Annotated in this window: 15 protein-coding genes; 1 reads left to right on the forward strand and 14 read right to left on the reverse strand. The window is 69.5% G+C overall.

Annotated elements, in window-relative coordinates; translation table 11 throughout:
* The 13 genes from IEY17_RS24430 to pyrR all read right to left on the reverse strand — a co-directional run bounded on the left by IEY17_RS24430 (position 1) and on the right by pyrR (position 13,073).
* Positions 1 to 684, reverse strand: coding sequence for a hypothetical protein (locus tag IEY17_RS24430; protein WP_188991738.1), 684 nt, complete (start codon positions 682 to 684; stop codon positions 1 to 3).
* 8 nt (positions 685 to 692) lie between these two features.
* Entirely contained in the window at positions 693 to 1,406 is a 714-nt protein-coding gene (locus tag IEY17_RS24435) for a hypothetical protein (protein ID WP_188991740.1), read from the reverse strand.
* Entirely contained in the window at positions 1,403 to 2,782 is a 1,380-nt protein-coding gene (locus tag IEY17_RS24440; protein ID WP_188991741.1) for a WXG100 family type VII secretion target, read from the reverse strand. The genes IEY17_RS24435 and IEY17_RS24440 overlap by 4 nt, the downstream gene beginning before the upstream one ends.
* On the reverse strand, positions 2,779 to 3,093 hold the full coding sequence (locus IEY17_RS24445; RefSeq protein WP_188991763.1) for a hypothetical protein: 315 nt from the start codon (positions 3,091 to 3,093) through the stop codon (positions 2,779 to 2,781). The genes IEY17_RS24440 and IEY17_RS24445 overlap by 4 nt, the downstream gene beginning before the upstream one ends.
* A gap of 19 nt (positions 3,094 to 3,112) precedes the next feature.
* Positions 3,113 to 3,592, reverse strand: coding sequence for a YbaB/EbfC family nucleoid-associated protein (locus IEY17_RS24450; RefSeq protein WP_188991743.1), 480 nt, complete (start codon positions 3,590 to 3,592; stop codon positions 3,113 to 3,115).
* Positions 3,593 to 3,723: 131 nt separating this feature from the next.
* Positions 3,724 to 4,242, reverse strand: coding sequence for a hypothetical protein (locus IEY17_RS24455; RefSeq protein WP_188991765.1), 519 nt, complete (start codon positions 4,240 to 4,242; stop codon positions 3,724 to 3,726).
* 102 nt (positions 4,243 to 4,344) lie between these two features.
* The gene (pyrF, locus tag IEY17_RS24460; protein WP_188991745.1) at positions 4,345 to 5,196 is read right to left on the reverse strand and encodes an orotidine-5'-phosphate decarboxylase; all 852 of its coding nucleotides are present in this window, start codon (positions 5,194 to 5,196) and stop codon (positions 4,345 to 4,347) included.
* Entirely contained in the window at positions 5,193 to 8,528 is a 3,336-nt protein-coding gene (gene carB, locus IEY17_RS24465) for a carbamoyl-phosphate synthase large subunit (RefSeq protein WP_188991747.1), read from the reverse strand. Before carB ends, pyrF begins: the two co-directional genes overlap by 4 nt.
* Positions 8,528 to 9,646 (reverse strand): glutamine-hydrolyzing carbamoyl-phosphate synthase small subunit, encoded by a 1,119-nt coding sequence (carA, locus tag IEY17_RS24470; RefSeq protein WP_188991749.1) that lies wholly within the window; start codon positions 9,644 to 9,646, stop codon positions 8,528 to 8,530. Before carA ends, carB begins: the two co-directional genes overlap by 1 nt.
* Complete coding sequence (locus tag IEY17_RS24475; protein WP_188991751.1) at positions 9,643 to 10,185, reverse strand: PH-like domain-containing protein; 543 nt, start codon at positions 10,183 to 10,185, stop codon at positions 9,643 to 9,645. The genes carA and IEY17_RS24475 overlap by 4 nt, the downstream gene beginning before the upstream one ends.
* Entirely contained in the window at positions 10,185 to 11,483 is a 1,299-nt protein-coding gene (locus IEY17_RS24480; protein WP_188991753.1) for a dihydroorotase, read from the reverse strand. Before IEY17_RS24480 ends, IEY17_RS24475 begins: the two co-directional genes overlap by 1 nt.
* Positions 11,480 to 12,412 (reverse strand): aspartate carbamoyltransferase catalytic subunit, encoded by a 933-nt coding sequence (locus tag IEY17_RS24485; RefSeq protein ID WP_188991755.1) that lies wholly within the window; start codon positions 12,410 to 12,412, stop codon positions 11,480 to 11,482. Before IEY17_RS24485 ends, IEY17_RS24480 begins: the two co-directional genes overlap by 4 nt.
* 67 nt (positions 12,413 to 12,479) lie before the next feature.
* The gene (gene pyrR / locus IEY17_RS24490; RefSeq protein ID WP_188991757.1) at positions 12,480 to 13,073 is read right to left on the reverse strand and encodes a bifunctional pyr operon transcriptional regulator/uracil phosphoribosyltransferase PyrR; all 594 of its coding nucleotides are present in this window, start codon (positions 13,071 to 13,073) and stop codon (positions 12,480 to 12,482) included.
* A gap of 289 nt (positions 13,074 to 13,362) precedes the next feature.
* Between pyrR and bldD the strand changes: the two genes are divergently transcribed.
* Complete coding sequence (bldD, locus tag IEY17_RS24495) at positions 13,363 to 13,851, forward strand: transcriptional regulator BldD (protein WP_009943043.1); 489 nt, start codon at positions 13,363 to 13,365, stop codon at positions 13,849 to 13,851.
* 113 nt (positions 13,852 to 13,964) lie between these two features.
* Here the strand turns inward: bldD and IEY17_RS26175 are convergent.
* Positions 13,965 to 14,047 (reverse strand): IS3 family transposase (locus IEY17_RS26175; RefSeq protein ID WP_188991767.1); only part of this gene is annotated, 83 nt, incomplete at its 5' end.

Raw genomic sequence — 14,047 nt, forward strand, 5'->3', positions numbered from 1 at the left:
TTAGAGCATGCGGAGGTTAAGCCTGATTTCCAGGGCGGAACCATCGACGAAGTCCACGCGATCGAACAACTCGGGCATCGTACCTCTACCCCTCCTGACCCATTCGCGGTTGCGTACCTGGTCATGCGAGACCTCCCACAACATCGCGCACCGCGTCCCTGATTTCGTGAACCCCGTGGAAACTTCCGCCACCGCGTCGAGTGCGGACCTGGCCTTGCCCAGCAGACCACCGACTCCGCCACGTTTCCGTTCGGCCGCCGCGTCCTGGTCTGGTTCGGCCTTGGTCCTGGAAACAACGGAACTGTCAACGACGACAGCGAACCGTCGATTGGTAAAGACGTACCATCCCTCCGGGCCGGCGGCAGCGAGATGGTCGGCGAACCGCACAGCAAGCTGATCGGGACTCGCGGCGAAGACCCACCCCCGCAGGGCCGGGTCATGGATCCACTCGTCGCCGTTGAACGCCCCCTCACGTACGACCCGGCTTGGCGTTGCCAGCAGACCGACATCGACATCGAGTTCGGGAACCGGCCCCAACGGCTGGTGCGGCACGGCGAAGTGCCCACCAATGGTGGCGCCGAGATGACCTACATTGTCCTTTCCACCGGCCACAGTGCGCAGCTCCTCGTCTTCGCCCACCCACTCGGCTTCGAGGATGGCGCGCATCTGCTTTTTCGATCTCACTGCACCACTCATTCCTGGCCGTAGGTCATCGCGAGCATGCGGTCGAAGAACTTCTTGTCGTGGAAATACTTCGGGTCGGAGAGGAAGAACACGGAACCATCAGTGAGGACGATCTTGAACCAATGCCGTGTCCTGCCCTTGATCTTCTGCTCCACGACCTCGACCGACGCGATCGCGTTCCTCGGAACCTCGGCGCACACCCGGAATGCAGGCAGTTCGGGCTCCTGATCCGCGTGCGGATCCTCATCCCGATCCCACACCGAACCGATGGTCTTCTTCAAACCGACCAACAGACCGGACGAGCTGGAATCTTGACCATCGCTCCACGGGGAGAAGTCGAGCAGTCCCAACCTGTGCGTCGTCAGCATCCAAAACAGCTCCTGGTCACCGCGACTGCTGGAGTTCCCACCGCTGGCGTGCCAGCTCGCCAGGTACGACACAGCGAGGCAGTCCCGGCTCTTCCCGGACACCACCGCCCACGGCACATCTGGATCAGACGTCCCGTCACTACCCGGGCTGACGAGGCTCTCCACAAGGAGGGCCGCGACACCGACCGCCGCTTCCGCCATCATTCGGGAAGCCTTCCGGGGGTCGCCGAAATCGTTCAAGCCAGGCACGGCGTAATGGATGAACTTCCCTGCCCTTTGCGTCAGCGGTTGGCACCACAGGATCTTCTCGTTCGGTGCGCACCACGAGCCACGCGCCGCCAAGACCTCGATCACGAGAAGCCACGCTCCTGAGCCTGGTCGCGTTGGGCATCGGACAGGTCGCCCTGGAACCAGCCCTTGCCGGTGTCGTACACCGAGTTGGCGCCCTGCTTGATGGCCGCATCCGTGACGACTTCCGTCCCAGCAGCGAACGCGGCTTGGCCAATGGTGGTCTTTCCTCCCAGAGCGCCGTGGAGAACCGTACCGGTGACTCCACTGGCAAGCCCTTGGACCCCCTTCATGTCCGTGGCCAGTTTTTCCTTTTGATCAGTGAGCGATTCGACGGCATTTTCGTTGCCCAGTCTCCGTGCTTCCGCGATGCGGTCGTCGAGGTTACTGCTCGCCTTCTCGAAGGCGTCCATCTTTGTGACATCGTCCTTGAGGAACTTGCCTCCCTTGGACGTCAGGTCCTCCGGATCGGCGTGGGTCAGGAACTTAAACGCGGAGCTCTGCCTGTCAAGGAAGCGACCGGCCATCTCCTGGCCCATCTTGAACTTTCCGTCGAACAGCTTGCCTTGGCGCAGGTTCTCCGTGGTCTCGATAACCTTCTTGAGTTTGCCGACCTCACGCAGCTTCTGGAGGAGGCGCTCCACCTTCTGGAAGAGCTGGTAGAGCTTGCCCTGGAGCTGCGCGATTCGCGAGCCGATGCGGACGCCGGTGGCACCGACCTGCACTGCCGTGCCCGCGCTGGCGGTGGCCACCGAAGCGCCAGCAGTGATCCAGGATGCGGCCAGGGCCGCCAGCCACTGGACGATCAGGCCGATGACGAGCTCGGTGATCGTCTGGATCACGAACTCGATGAACATGTCGATGATCTCGGCCCACATGTCGAGCGTGCTCTTGAGATCGCGAACATCGGCCGCGAGTGCCTTGACGCCTTCGGAGAACTCCGACATCTGCCGGCGGAACGCGTCTCCGTCCTTGCCGACCCAGGTCGATGCGGTTGCCTGCGCTCGACCCTGCTCCTGGTCCGCGACGCTGTCGAGCCACTTCGCGACGTTCTCCCACCCCTCACCGGTGGAACGCATCTGCTCGGGGTCGCCGATCGCCCACTCAGCGAGCTCGATCAAAGGGCTCAGCACTATCGACACCAGAAAGCCCAGGCCGTTGCTCATCAACGATTGCCCCGGGCTGGCCAGCGATGTGAGCACCTCGGCGCGAGCTGAGAAAAGCGCCACGCCCAAGTCGGGCGACGGCACATTGTCAGCCAGGTTGCCACCATGCGCTACCTGCTGCGCTGACTCCTGAACCTCACGCTTGCCGTCCTGGACGTCCTGGTATGCGCCGACCCACGACGAGCCACGCCCTGCGGCCTGCTCGAACCAGTCCTTCTGGTGACCGTCACCCCGGTTGAGCGTCTGAAAATCTCCCGGCCCCTGCGGTGCAGTCATCCAGCCAGCTCCTTGGCGATGTTCGCGAGCATCTCCGCGTTCCGCCTGTCGCTTTCCGCGTGGTCCTTCTCGGTATCACGCAACGACTGGGACGTGCGCTTCAGGAAGTCCTGCGCCTTCCTGGCCAGGTTCTGGCATTCCTCCAAGCCGTCGTAGTAGCCGTTCAGCATCCCGATCACCTGGCCAATCGGACCGAAGCACTGATCGTCAACACGGGCCTGGTGGAGGACGTCGGCGAGTTGGCCGAACTTGTCGGCGAGGCTGTCGCAGCCGTCGGCGTGACCGGTCAGCGTTTCCGGAGTTACCCGCATGTTCGTCACAGCAGCCCCATTACCTCAGGAAGGAGTCGGTCTCGAAGTCGTCGTCGAAGTCGTCGTCACGCTGGGGCGGGCGGGACGGCGCGGCGCCGGTCGGCCGGGCGGGCGCGGCGGGGGGCGGTGTCGCGTCGTCGTCGGTGGCCGGTTTGATCACCGGGCCCTGGGCGTTGAACGCCTGCTGGAACTGGTCGAACTGGTCGCCGAGGATCGGCGCCACCGTGTTGTTCAGCTGTTCGGCCGCGTTGGCCGTCGCCTCCCGGATGGTGGCCATGATCTGCTGCTGCAGGTCGCTGGCCGACTGACGGACCGCGTTCGGCGCCAGCCGCAGGTCCAGCACCGCGCCGGACGGGGCGACCGTCACCGTCACCGACCGGTCCGGGCTGCTCGCCGTGCCCTGCAGCCCCTGCATCGCCGACTGCAGTTCCGACACCTTCTGCGCCTGCTCCTCGAACCGGCGCATCATGGCCTGGATGCGTTCGGACGTGCCACTCACGCCTGCCCCCCTACGATCTCTGGGCTATCTGGGCACCGACCCTAGCGGAACCGCAATCACCCTTCCGGGGGTTCCCGGAAAGCCCGCGGATCGTTTTCGGGAGCAAACCGGACCACAGCGCCGAACGCGGATCAGGTGCGCGCGTACCGCCTGTTGTTGAACCGGACACGGCGCGCGATCTGCACCAGCACGACGACGATCAGGGCGCTGGACGCGGCCATCAGACCCATCAGGACGTTCATCCCGGTCCTGTCGTAGCGCTCCGGCGGGAGGAACACGGCGGCGTGACTGCACCGGATCTCCGCGGGCCCGGTGAACCAGGCGCGCCGTTCGGCGGGCAACCGGGGATTGCTGCGGAAACCGCCCCAATCGGACTCGTCCGACGCGCGGAAGGAACGCGGTTCACCGGCCTCCGGAATCACGTCGCACGTCACGATCTCGTCCTGGAACGTCGCGAGGCCGAACGGCTGGCCCGCTTCGAGTTCGACCCGCGCCGTGGGCTCGACCGCCACCTGGCCGCCGCCGAACGTCCGGTACCAGATCGTCACCTCGGTGGAGGTGACGAAGTAGACGGACGTGACGAGCCAGGTCACCAGCAGGAGCAGGATCCAGCGCAGCACGCGCGGGGGCCTGGCTTTCGCGGCGGGCATGCTCACGTCGACCTTCGTACCAGAAGCCGCACCCGCGCGGCGGCACCCCTGCGGTGCAGGGCACCCGTACCGACGTGGGCGGAGGTGCCCTGCACCCATGGGTCAGGCGTTGAGCAGCTGGGTGAGCTCGTCGCGGACCCGGTTGGTCGCCGCGCGCAGGCCCTCCGGGGTCGGGCCGTGGCGCAGGATGTCGCGGGCCGTCGCCGGGAGGACGTTCGGCAGCGCGTCGCCGAACACCTCGTGCAGGCGCTGCACGGTCGCGCCCTGGGCGCCCAGCCCGGGCGCCAGAATCGGCCCGTTCAGGCGGGAGAAGTCCAGCTCGCCCGGGTGGATGGTGGCACCCGCCACCACCCCCACGTGGCCGAGCGGCTCCGCACCGGCGTTCGTCTCCGCCGCCGAGTCCACCACGTACTGGGCGACCGAGTCACCGCTGCCGTGGACCGACTGCTGCAGCCCAGCGCCCTCCGGGTTGGAGGTGCGGGCCAGCACGAACACCCCGCGCCCGGTCTGCTCGGCGATGCCGATCGCCGGTGCCAGCGCGCCGTAGCCCAGGTACGGCGACACCGTGACCGCGTCCGCCGCCAGCGGTGCCTGCTCATCGAGGTAGGCCATCGCGTACGCCGTCATCGTCGAACCGATGTCGCCGCGCTTGACGTCCAGCAGCACCAGCGCCCCGGCCTGCCGGGCCTCGCGGATGACCTTCTCCAGCACCGCGATCCCGGCCGACCCGTAGACCTCGAAGAACGCCGACTGCGGTTTGAGCACCGCGACCTCACCGGCCAGCGCCTCCACCGCGGTCATCGAGAACCGCTCCAGCGAGCGCGGGCTCTCGTCGAGGTCCCACGCCATCAGCAGCGACGGGTGCGGGTCGATGCCGACGCACAGCGGACCCCGGGCCCGCACCGCGTCGGTCAGCCGCCGCCCGAAGCCCTCCCGGATCGGGTCGTCGCTCATGACCGGCCGTCGCTCTGCCGCAGCGCCGCCTGCAGGGCCTGCAGCGGCCGGACCCCGATGTTGCCCTGGATGCCGGCCTCGATGCCCTGCACCGCGGCCGCCGCGCCCTGCACCGTGGTGATGCACGGGATGTCGCGGGAGACCGCCGCGGTGCGGATCTCGTAGCCGTCCACCCGCGGGCCGGGGTTGCCGTACGGCGTGTTGATCACCATGTCGACCTCGCCCGCCTTGATGAGCTCGACGATGTCGCGCTCCTGCCCGGACTCCTCGTTGTGCTTGCGCACCACGGTGGACGGGATGCCGTTGCGGCGCAACACCTCGGCCGTGCCGCTGGTGGCCAGGATCTCGAAGCCCAGGTCCGCCAGCCGCTTGACCGGGAACACCAGGGACCGCTTGTCCTTGTTGGCCACCGACACGAACACCCGCCCGGAGGTCGGCAGCGACCCGTAGGCCCCGGCCTGCGACTTGGCGAACGCCTGTCCGAACGAGGTGTCGATGCCCATCACCTCGCCGGTGGACTTCATCTCCGGCCCGAGCAGCGAGTCCACGCCCCCGCCCTCGCGGGTGCGGAAGCGGTGGAACGGCAGCACCGCCTCCTTGACCGCCACCGGCGCGTCGACCGGCAGGTCGGCGCCGTCGCCCTCGGCGGGCAGCAGGCCCTCGGCGCGCAGGTCGGCGATCTTGGCACCGAGCATGATCCGCGCCGCCGCCTTCGCCAGCGGTGCCGCGGTCGCCTTGGACACGAACGGCACCGTCCGCGAGGCGCGCGGGTTGGCCTCCAGCACGTACAGCACGTCATCCTTGAGCGCGTACTGCACGTTGAGCAGACCGTGCACGCCGATACCGCGCGCAATGGCCTCAGTGGACCGACGCACCTGCTCGATGTCCTGACGCCCCAACGTGATCGGCGGCAGCGCGCACGCCGAATCGCCGGAGTGGACACCGGCCTCCTCGATGTGCTCCATCACCCCGCCCAGGTAGACGTCGGTGCCGTCGCACAACGCGTCCACGTCGATCTCGATGGCGTCGTCGAGGAAGTTGTCCACCAGCACCGGGTGCTCCGGGGTGACCTCGGTGGCCCGGGCGATGTAGTTCTCCAGCGACGCCTCGTCGTAGACGATCTCCATGCCGCGACCGCCCAGCACGTACGAGGGCCGCACCAGCACCGGGTAGCCGATCTCGTCGGCGATCCGCTTGGCGCCCTCGAACGACGTCGCGGTGCCGTACTTCGGCGCGGGCAGGCCGGCCCCGGCCAGCACGTCACCGAACGCACCGCGGTCCTCGGCGAGGTGGATCGCCTCTGGCGGGGTGCCCACGATCGGCACGCCCGCGTCGGCCAGCCGCTGCGCCAGGCCCAGCGGGGTCTGGCCGCCAAGCTGCACGATCACCCCGGCCACCGTGCCGGACTGCTGCTCGGCGTGCACCACCTCGAGCACGTCCTCGAAGGTCAGCGGCTCGAAGTACAGCCGGTCCGAGGTGTCGTAGTCGGTGGAGACCGTTTCCGGGTTGCAGTTGACCATGACGGTCTCGTATCCGGCCTCGCTCAGCGCCATCGCGGCGTGCACGCAGGAGTAGTCGAACTCGATGCCCTGACCGATGCGGTTGGGGCCGGAGCCGAGGATGATCACCTTCGGCTTGTCGCGCTGCTCGGTGACCTCCGACTCGGCCGCCGGGTCGGACTCGTAGGCCGAGTAGTGGTACGGGGTGCGGGCGGCGAACTCCGCCGCGCAGGTGTCCACCGTCTTGTACACCGGGCGCACGCCCAGCCGGTGCCGCAGCGCGCGGACCCCGTCCTCACCGGCCAGTTCCGGCCGCAGCGCGGCGATCTGCCGATCCGACAACCCGGCCCGCTTCGCGCACCGCAGCAGCGACGCGTCCAGCACCGGCGCCGCCACCAGCTCCGCGCGCAGCTCCACCCACGCCGCGATCTGGTCCACGAACCACGGGTCGATGCCCGACGCCTCGTGCACCTGCTCCACGGTCGCCCCCAGTCGCAGCGCCCGCTCCACGGTGTACAGGCGGCCGTCGTGCGGGGTGCGCAGCTCCTGCAGGGTCGACTCGACCGTCGCGTCCTCCGGGTCGGGCTTGGTCCAGAAACCCGCCGCCTTCGTCTCCATCGACCGCAACGCCTTGCCCAGCGCCTCGGAGAAGCTGCGGCCCACCGCCATCGCCTCGCCGACGCTCTTCATCGTCGTGGTCAGCTCCGGGTCCGCGCCCGGGAACTTCTCGAAGGCGAACCGCGGCACCTTCACCACCACGTAGTCCAGCGTCGGCTCGAAGCTCGCCGGGGTCTCGCCGGTGATGTCGTTGCGGATCTCGTCCAGCCGGTAGCCCACGGCCAGTTTCGCGGCGATCTTGGCGATCGGGAAGCCGGTGGCCTTCGACGCCAGCGCCGAGGACCGCGACACCCGCGGGTTCATCTCGATGACCACCATCCGGCCGGTCTCCGGGTGGATGGCGAACTGGATGTTGCAGCCACCGGTGTCCACCCCGACCTCGCGCAGCACCGCGATGCCCACGTCGCGCATGTGCTGGTACTCGCGGTCGGTCAGGGTCATCGCCGGCGCCACCGTCACCGAGTCGCCGGTGTGCACGCCCATCGGGTCGATGTTCTCGATGGAGCAGATGACGACCACGTTGTCGGCGTTGTCGCGCATCAGCTCCAGCTCGTACTCCTTCCACCCGAGGACGCTCTCCTCGATGAGCACCTCGTGCACCGGGCTCTCGGCCAGCCCGAAGGAGGCCATCCGCTCCAGCTCCTCGGGGGTGTGCGCCATGCCGGAGCCCAGGCCGCCCATGGTGAAGCTGGGCCGGATGACCACCGGGAGGCTGTGCTCGGCGACGAACGCCCGCACCTCCTCCATCGAACGGCACACCGCCGACTCCGGCACCTCGCCGCCCACGGACCGGACGATGTCCTTGAACCGCTGCCGGTCCTCACCGCGCTGGATGGCGTCGATGTCGGCGCCGATCAGCTCCACGCCGTACTTCTCCAGCACGCCGCGCTCGTGCAGCGCCACCGCCGTGTTCAGCGCGGTCTGGCCGCCCAGCGTCGCGAGCAGGCAGTCGACCGGCCGCCCGGCGTTCTTCTCGCTCTCGAGCACCTTCTCCACGAACTCGGGGGTGATCGGCTCGATGTAGGTGGCGTCGGCGAACTCCGGATCGGTCATGATCGTCGCCGGGTTGGAGTTCACCAGCGAGACCCGCAGGCCCTCTTCCCGCAGCACCCGGCACGCCTGCGTGCCGGAATAGTCGAACTCGCACGCCTGGCCGATCACGATCGGCCCGGAGCCGATGACCAGAACGTGCTTGATGTCGGTCCTCTTCGGCATCAGCGAGCCTCACTCATCAGATCAACGAACTTGTCGAACAGCGGCGCGGCGTCGTGTGGTCCCGCCGCCGCCTCGGGGTGGTACTGGACGCTGAACGCCGGACCGTCGAGCAGCCGCAGGCCCTCAACCGCACCGTCGTTGGCGCAGTGGTGGCTGACCATCGCGCGCCCGAAGTCGGTGCCGAACTCCTCGCCCGGCTCGCCCTCCACGGCGAAGCCGTGGTTCTGCGCGGTGATCGCCACCTTGCCGGTTTCGGCGTCGATGACCGGGATGTTGATGCCGCGGTGCCCGTAGCGCAGCTTGTAGGTGCCGCGGCCCAGGGCGCGGCCCAGGATCTGGTTGCCGAAGCAGATGCCGAACAGCGGCAGCCTGCGGTCCAGGGCCTGACGGGCCAGTTCGACCTGCTGGTCGGTGGTGGCCGGGTCACCGGGGCCGTTGGACAGAAACAGCCCGTCCGGGTTGATCGACAGCACCTCGTCCATCGTGGACGACAGCGGCAGGACGTGGACCTCGATGCCGCGTTCGGCCATCATCCGCGGCGTGTTGGACTTGATGCCCAGATCGAGCGCGGCCACGGTGAACCGCTTCTGCCCGATCGCCGGGACCACGTACGGCTCGGCGGTGGTGACGTCCCCGGCCAGGGACGCCCCGACCATCCCGGCGCTGGCCCGCACCGCGGCGACCATCTCCTCGTCGCTGCCCAGCTCCGGGCCGGAGAAGATACCGCCGCGCATCGCGCCCAGCTCTCGGACGTGCCGGGTCAGGGTGCGGGTGTCGATCCCGGCGATGCCCACGACGCCCTGACGCGCCAGCTCCTCGTCCAGGGAACGGCGGGAGCGCCAGTTCGACGGCCGCCGGGCGGGGTCGCGCACCGCGTAGCCGGCGACCCAGATCTGCTTCGACTCGTCGTCCTCGTCGTTCCAGCCGGTGTTGCCGATCTGCGGCGCGGTCTGCACCACGATCTGGCGGTGGTACGACGGGTCGGTCAGGGTTTCCTGGTAGCCCGTCATGCCGGTGGTGAACACGACCTCCCCGAGGGTGCGGCCCACCTTGCCGTAGGCATCCCCCCGGAAGATCCGGCCGTCCTCAAGCACCAGTGCCGCTTCGTGCGCGGTCATTTCTCCTCCTGCCGCGAACCCGCGGTGTCGTGTCCGGTCGGATCGTCCACAGGCGCCAGTGCCCGGACCGCCTCGACCCAGTCGGTCTGCGTTGTCTTGTCGTCGCCGCGGAAGCCGGTGTCCAGCAGCTGGTCGCCCAGCCGCCAGGTCACCACGACCAGCCCCGCGCCCGGCACCACCTTGTTGGCCAGCTTGTGGTCCAGCCGGGCGTCCACCACGGACTCCGCCGGGATCCACACGTCGCTGGCCCCGGTTCGTCGCAGCAGCAGACCCGCGGCGTACAGGTGCGCCGTGCCGTTCGCGCGGTGCCCGATGTCCCCGACCGCGATGCGGTCCTGCCAGTCGGTGGCCCTGGTGGTGCCCACGTACAGGCCGGTCGCGGCGGGCAGCAGCTCCTTGCCGAGGTCACCGGGCGGCACGGGGAAGTCCGGCAGCTCGGCGGCCTGCCGACGGGCCCGGTTCACCCAGCCCCGACGCATCCCGAAGAACACCAACCCGGCCAGCGCGGCCAGCGCCAGCACCCACGCCCAGCGCTCCATCAGCGCCTCACCTTGCCCTCGTGCGCGGTCAGTCGTCCGCGCAGCAGCGTCGCCACCACGCGGCCGGGCAGTCGCATGCCGTCGAACGGCGAGTTCTGCCCGAGACTCGCCAGTTCCGCGGCCCGCACCGTCCACTCGGCGTCCGGGTCGACCAGCACCAGGTTCGCCGGTTCGCCCGCGGCCACCGGCCGCCCCTGGTCGGCCAGCCCGGCGATCTCGGCGGGCCGCTCGCTCATCACCCGGGCCACGCCGCGCCAGTCCAGCAGACCGGTGCGCACCATCGTGTGTACGACCACACCCAGGGCCGTCTGCAGGCCGAGCATGCCGGGCCGGGCGGCGGACCACTCGCAGTCCTTGTCCTGCGCCGCGTGCGGGGCGTGGTCGGTGGCCACGCAGTCCACCGTGCCGTCGGCCAGCGCCCGGCGCAGCGCAAGCACGTCGGCCTCGGTGCGCAGCGGCGGATTGACCTTGTTCACCGGGTCGTAGGTGTCCAGCCGGTCGTCGGTGAGCAGCAGGTGGTGCGGCGTCACCTCGGCCGACACCCGCCCGGCGGCGTCCCGGGACTTCCACCAGCGCAGGATCTCCGCGGTGCCCGCGGTGGAGACGTGGCAGATGTGCAGCGCGCCGCCGGTGTGCCCGGCGAGCAGGCAGTCGCGGGCGACGATGGCCTCCTCGGCGGGGGCGGGCCAGCCCGCCAGGCCCAGCCGAGCGGCGTTGGCGCCCTCGTGCGCCTGCGCACCGACGGTCAGCCGCGGCTCCTCGGCGTGCTGGGCGACGACGCCACCGAAGCTGCTGGTGTACTCCAGCGCGCGCCGCATGATCAGCGGGTCGTGCACGCAGTGCCCGTCGTCGGAGAACACCCGCACGCCCGCGGCCGACCGGGCCATGGTGCCCAGCTCGGCCAGCTTCTCGCCCTTGAGCCCCACCGTCACCGCACCGACCGGGTGCACGTCGACCAGGCCGATCTCGCGGCCGCGCCGCCACACGTGCTCGACGACCACCGCGTTGTCCGCGACCGGGTCGGTGTTGGCCATGGCGAACACCGCCGTGTAGCCGCCCAGCGCGGCGGCCATCGAGCCGGTCTCCACCGTCTCGGCGTCCTCCCGGCCGGGTTCCCGCAGGTGGGTGTGCAGGTCCACGAAACCCGGCAGCAGCACCGCGCCGCCGGCGTGCACGATCTCGTCGGCGTCCACCTCCAGCTCGGTGCCGATCTCGGCGATCACCTCGCCGTCGACCAGCACGTCCACCGGCTCGCCCTCGCCGTACGGGCGGACGTCCTTCAACAGCACCCGGCTCATGCCGCGATCTCCTCTCCGGCCAACAGGTGGTAGAGCACCGCCATCCGCACGTGCACGCCGTTGCGGACCTGCTGGGTGATGGCGGCCCGCGGCGAGTCGGCCACCGCCGGGGCGATCTCCATGCCGCGCAGCATCGGGCCGGGGTGCAGCACCACGGCATGCTCGGGCAGCTTGTCGAGGCGTGCCTGGTTGAGGCCGTAGGCCACGGAGTACTCGCGGGCCGACGGGAAGAACGCGCCGTGCATTCGCTCGGCCTGCACCCGCAGCATCATGACCGCGTCGAGCTTCGGCAGCTCCGGGTCGAGCTCGTGGCGCACCTCCACGCCCCAGTGCTGGGCCCCGGTGGGCACCAGCGTCGGCGGCGCCACCAGCACCACCTCGGCGCCGAGGGTGCGCAGCAGGTGCACGTTGGAGCGCGCGACCCGGCTGTGCAGCAGGTCGCCGACGATCGCGATGCGGCGCCCGGCCAGTTCGCCGAGCCGTTCCCGCAGCGTCGCGGCGTCCAGCAACGCCTGGGTGGGGTGCTCGTGCATCCCGTCGCCGGCGTTGACGACGTGGGTGCCGGCCTCGTCCAGCCACCCGGCCAGCCGGTGCGCGGCCCCGGAGGCCGGGTGCCGGATGATCACGCAGTCGGCCCCGGCGGCGGCCAGCGTCAGCGCGGTGTCACGCAGCGACTCGCCCTTGCCGACCGAGGAGCTGCTGGCCGAGACGTTGATCACGTCGGCGCTCATCCACTTGCCCGCGACCTCGAAGGACACCCGGGTGCGGGTGGAGTTCTCGTAGAACAGGGTCACGACGGTGCGGCCGCGTAACGTCGGCAGCTTCCGCACCTCGCGCCCCAGCAGCGTCTGCTTGAGCGTGTCGGCGGTGTCCAGCAGGCTCGTGGCGGTCGCCAGGTCGAGACCTTCGGTGGACAGCAGGTGGCGCATCAGCTCGCCTCCGATTTCCGGCGCCGCACCCGGGCAGCTCCAGCAACGACAGGGGCGCGATCGTCGTTCATTCCGCCGCCCCCGTCCCGCGCCGCAGCACCACGCCGTCGGCGCCGTCGACCTCGGTGAGCCGGACCGCGACGTCCTCGGCACGCGCGGTCGGGATGTTCTTGCCCACGTAGTCGGCGCGGATCGGCAGCTCCCGGTGGCCGCGGTCGACCAGCACGGCCAGCTGCACGGCCCGCGGCCGCCCCTGGTCGCGCAGGGCGTCGAGGGCGGCCCGCACGGTGCGGCCGGAGAACAGCACGTCGTCGACCAGCACGACCAGCGCGTTGTCGATGCCCTGGGCGGGCAGGCTGGTGGGCTCCAGCGGCCGGTTCGGCCGGTGCCGCAGGTCGTCGCGGTAGAGCGTGACGTCCAGGGTGCCGGTGGGCACGGTCACGCCGCTGAACTCGGTGATCCTGGTGGCAAGCCGCCGCGCGAGCGAGGTGCCGCGGGTGGGGATGCCCAGCAGCACGACATCACTGCGACCGGTGTCCAGCGCGGTCTTCTCGATGATCTGGTGGGCGATGCGGGCTATCGTGCGCGCAACGTCACCGGCCGACAGCAGCTCCCGCTGCTCGACCGGATCCGTCGCGCCCGCCGGGTGGCGTGACGCCACGGTGCGACCTCCTTCCCCGCCTCACTGGACGGGTCCTTAAAGGATGGCGTGTGACCTGCCCCGCAGTGGCGGCAGTGGCGGACCGCTGTCGGCTGCCGGGCTGCCCTGTACGCTATCAGCGCCCGGAGGTCAATCGACCGGGTGGTGTGGTGGTACTCGCCGCATTGCCGAGGAAGACCAACTTGACCTGGTGACGCTTGCGAGCGAACATTACTCTCCGTATCGATCTGAGCTTTACTCCCCGGTCGCCGTTATCGGCTGACGGGGCGAACGAACGGAGAAACGCCACATGGGCGACTACGCCAAGGCGCTGGGCGGCAAGCTCCGCGCTATCCGCCAGCAGCAGGGTCTCTCGCTGCACGGCGTCGAGCAGAAGTCAGGCGGGCGGTGGAAGGCCGTGGTCGTCGGGTCCTACGAGCGAGGCGACCGCGCCGTCACGGTGCAGAAGCTGGCCGAGCTGGCCGACTTCTACGGTGTTCCGGTCGCGGAACTGCTTCCGGAGGGGCGGGTGCCGTCCGGCGCCGAGCCCGCCACCAAAGTTGTGATCAACCTGGAACGGCTGCAGCAGCTGCCTGCGGAGAAGGTGGGCCCGCTGGCCCGCTACGCGGCCACCATCCAGAGCCAGCGCGGTGACTACAACGGCAAGGTGCTGTCCATCCGCACCGAGGACCTGCGATCCCTGGCCATCATCTACGACATGACGCCGGGCGAGCTCACCGAGCAGCTCATCGACTGGGGTGTGCTTCCGCCGGAGGCCCGCCCGGCTCGAGAGGAGTGAAACGTCACCCGGCCCCCGCTCCGACGAGTGAGGGGCCGGGCTCGGCAGTTGCGGAGCGAAGGGCGCCTCCGACCTGACTGGTCCCCCGGTGGTTGGACTCGTTAATTAAGAGTCTAGGCGGCGAGGGTCTGGGCCCGGTATTGGACCGGGCTCAGACCCTGGCAGTGTGTGTGGCCTCGTGTGGTGTTGAACCAGG

Source organism: Saccharopolyspora thermophila (genome assembly GCF_014646075.1).
Taxonomy (GTDB): domain Bacteria; phylum Actinomycetota; class Actinomycetes; order Mycobacteriales; family Pseudonocardiaceae; genus Saccharopolyspora; species Saccharopolyspora thermophila.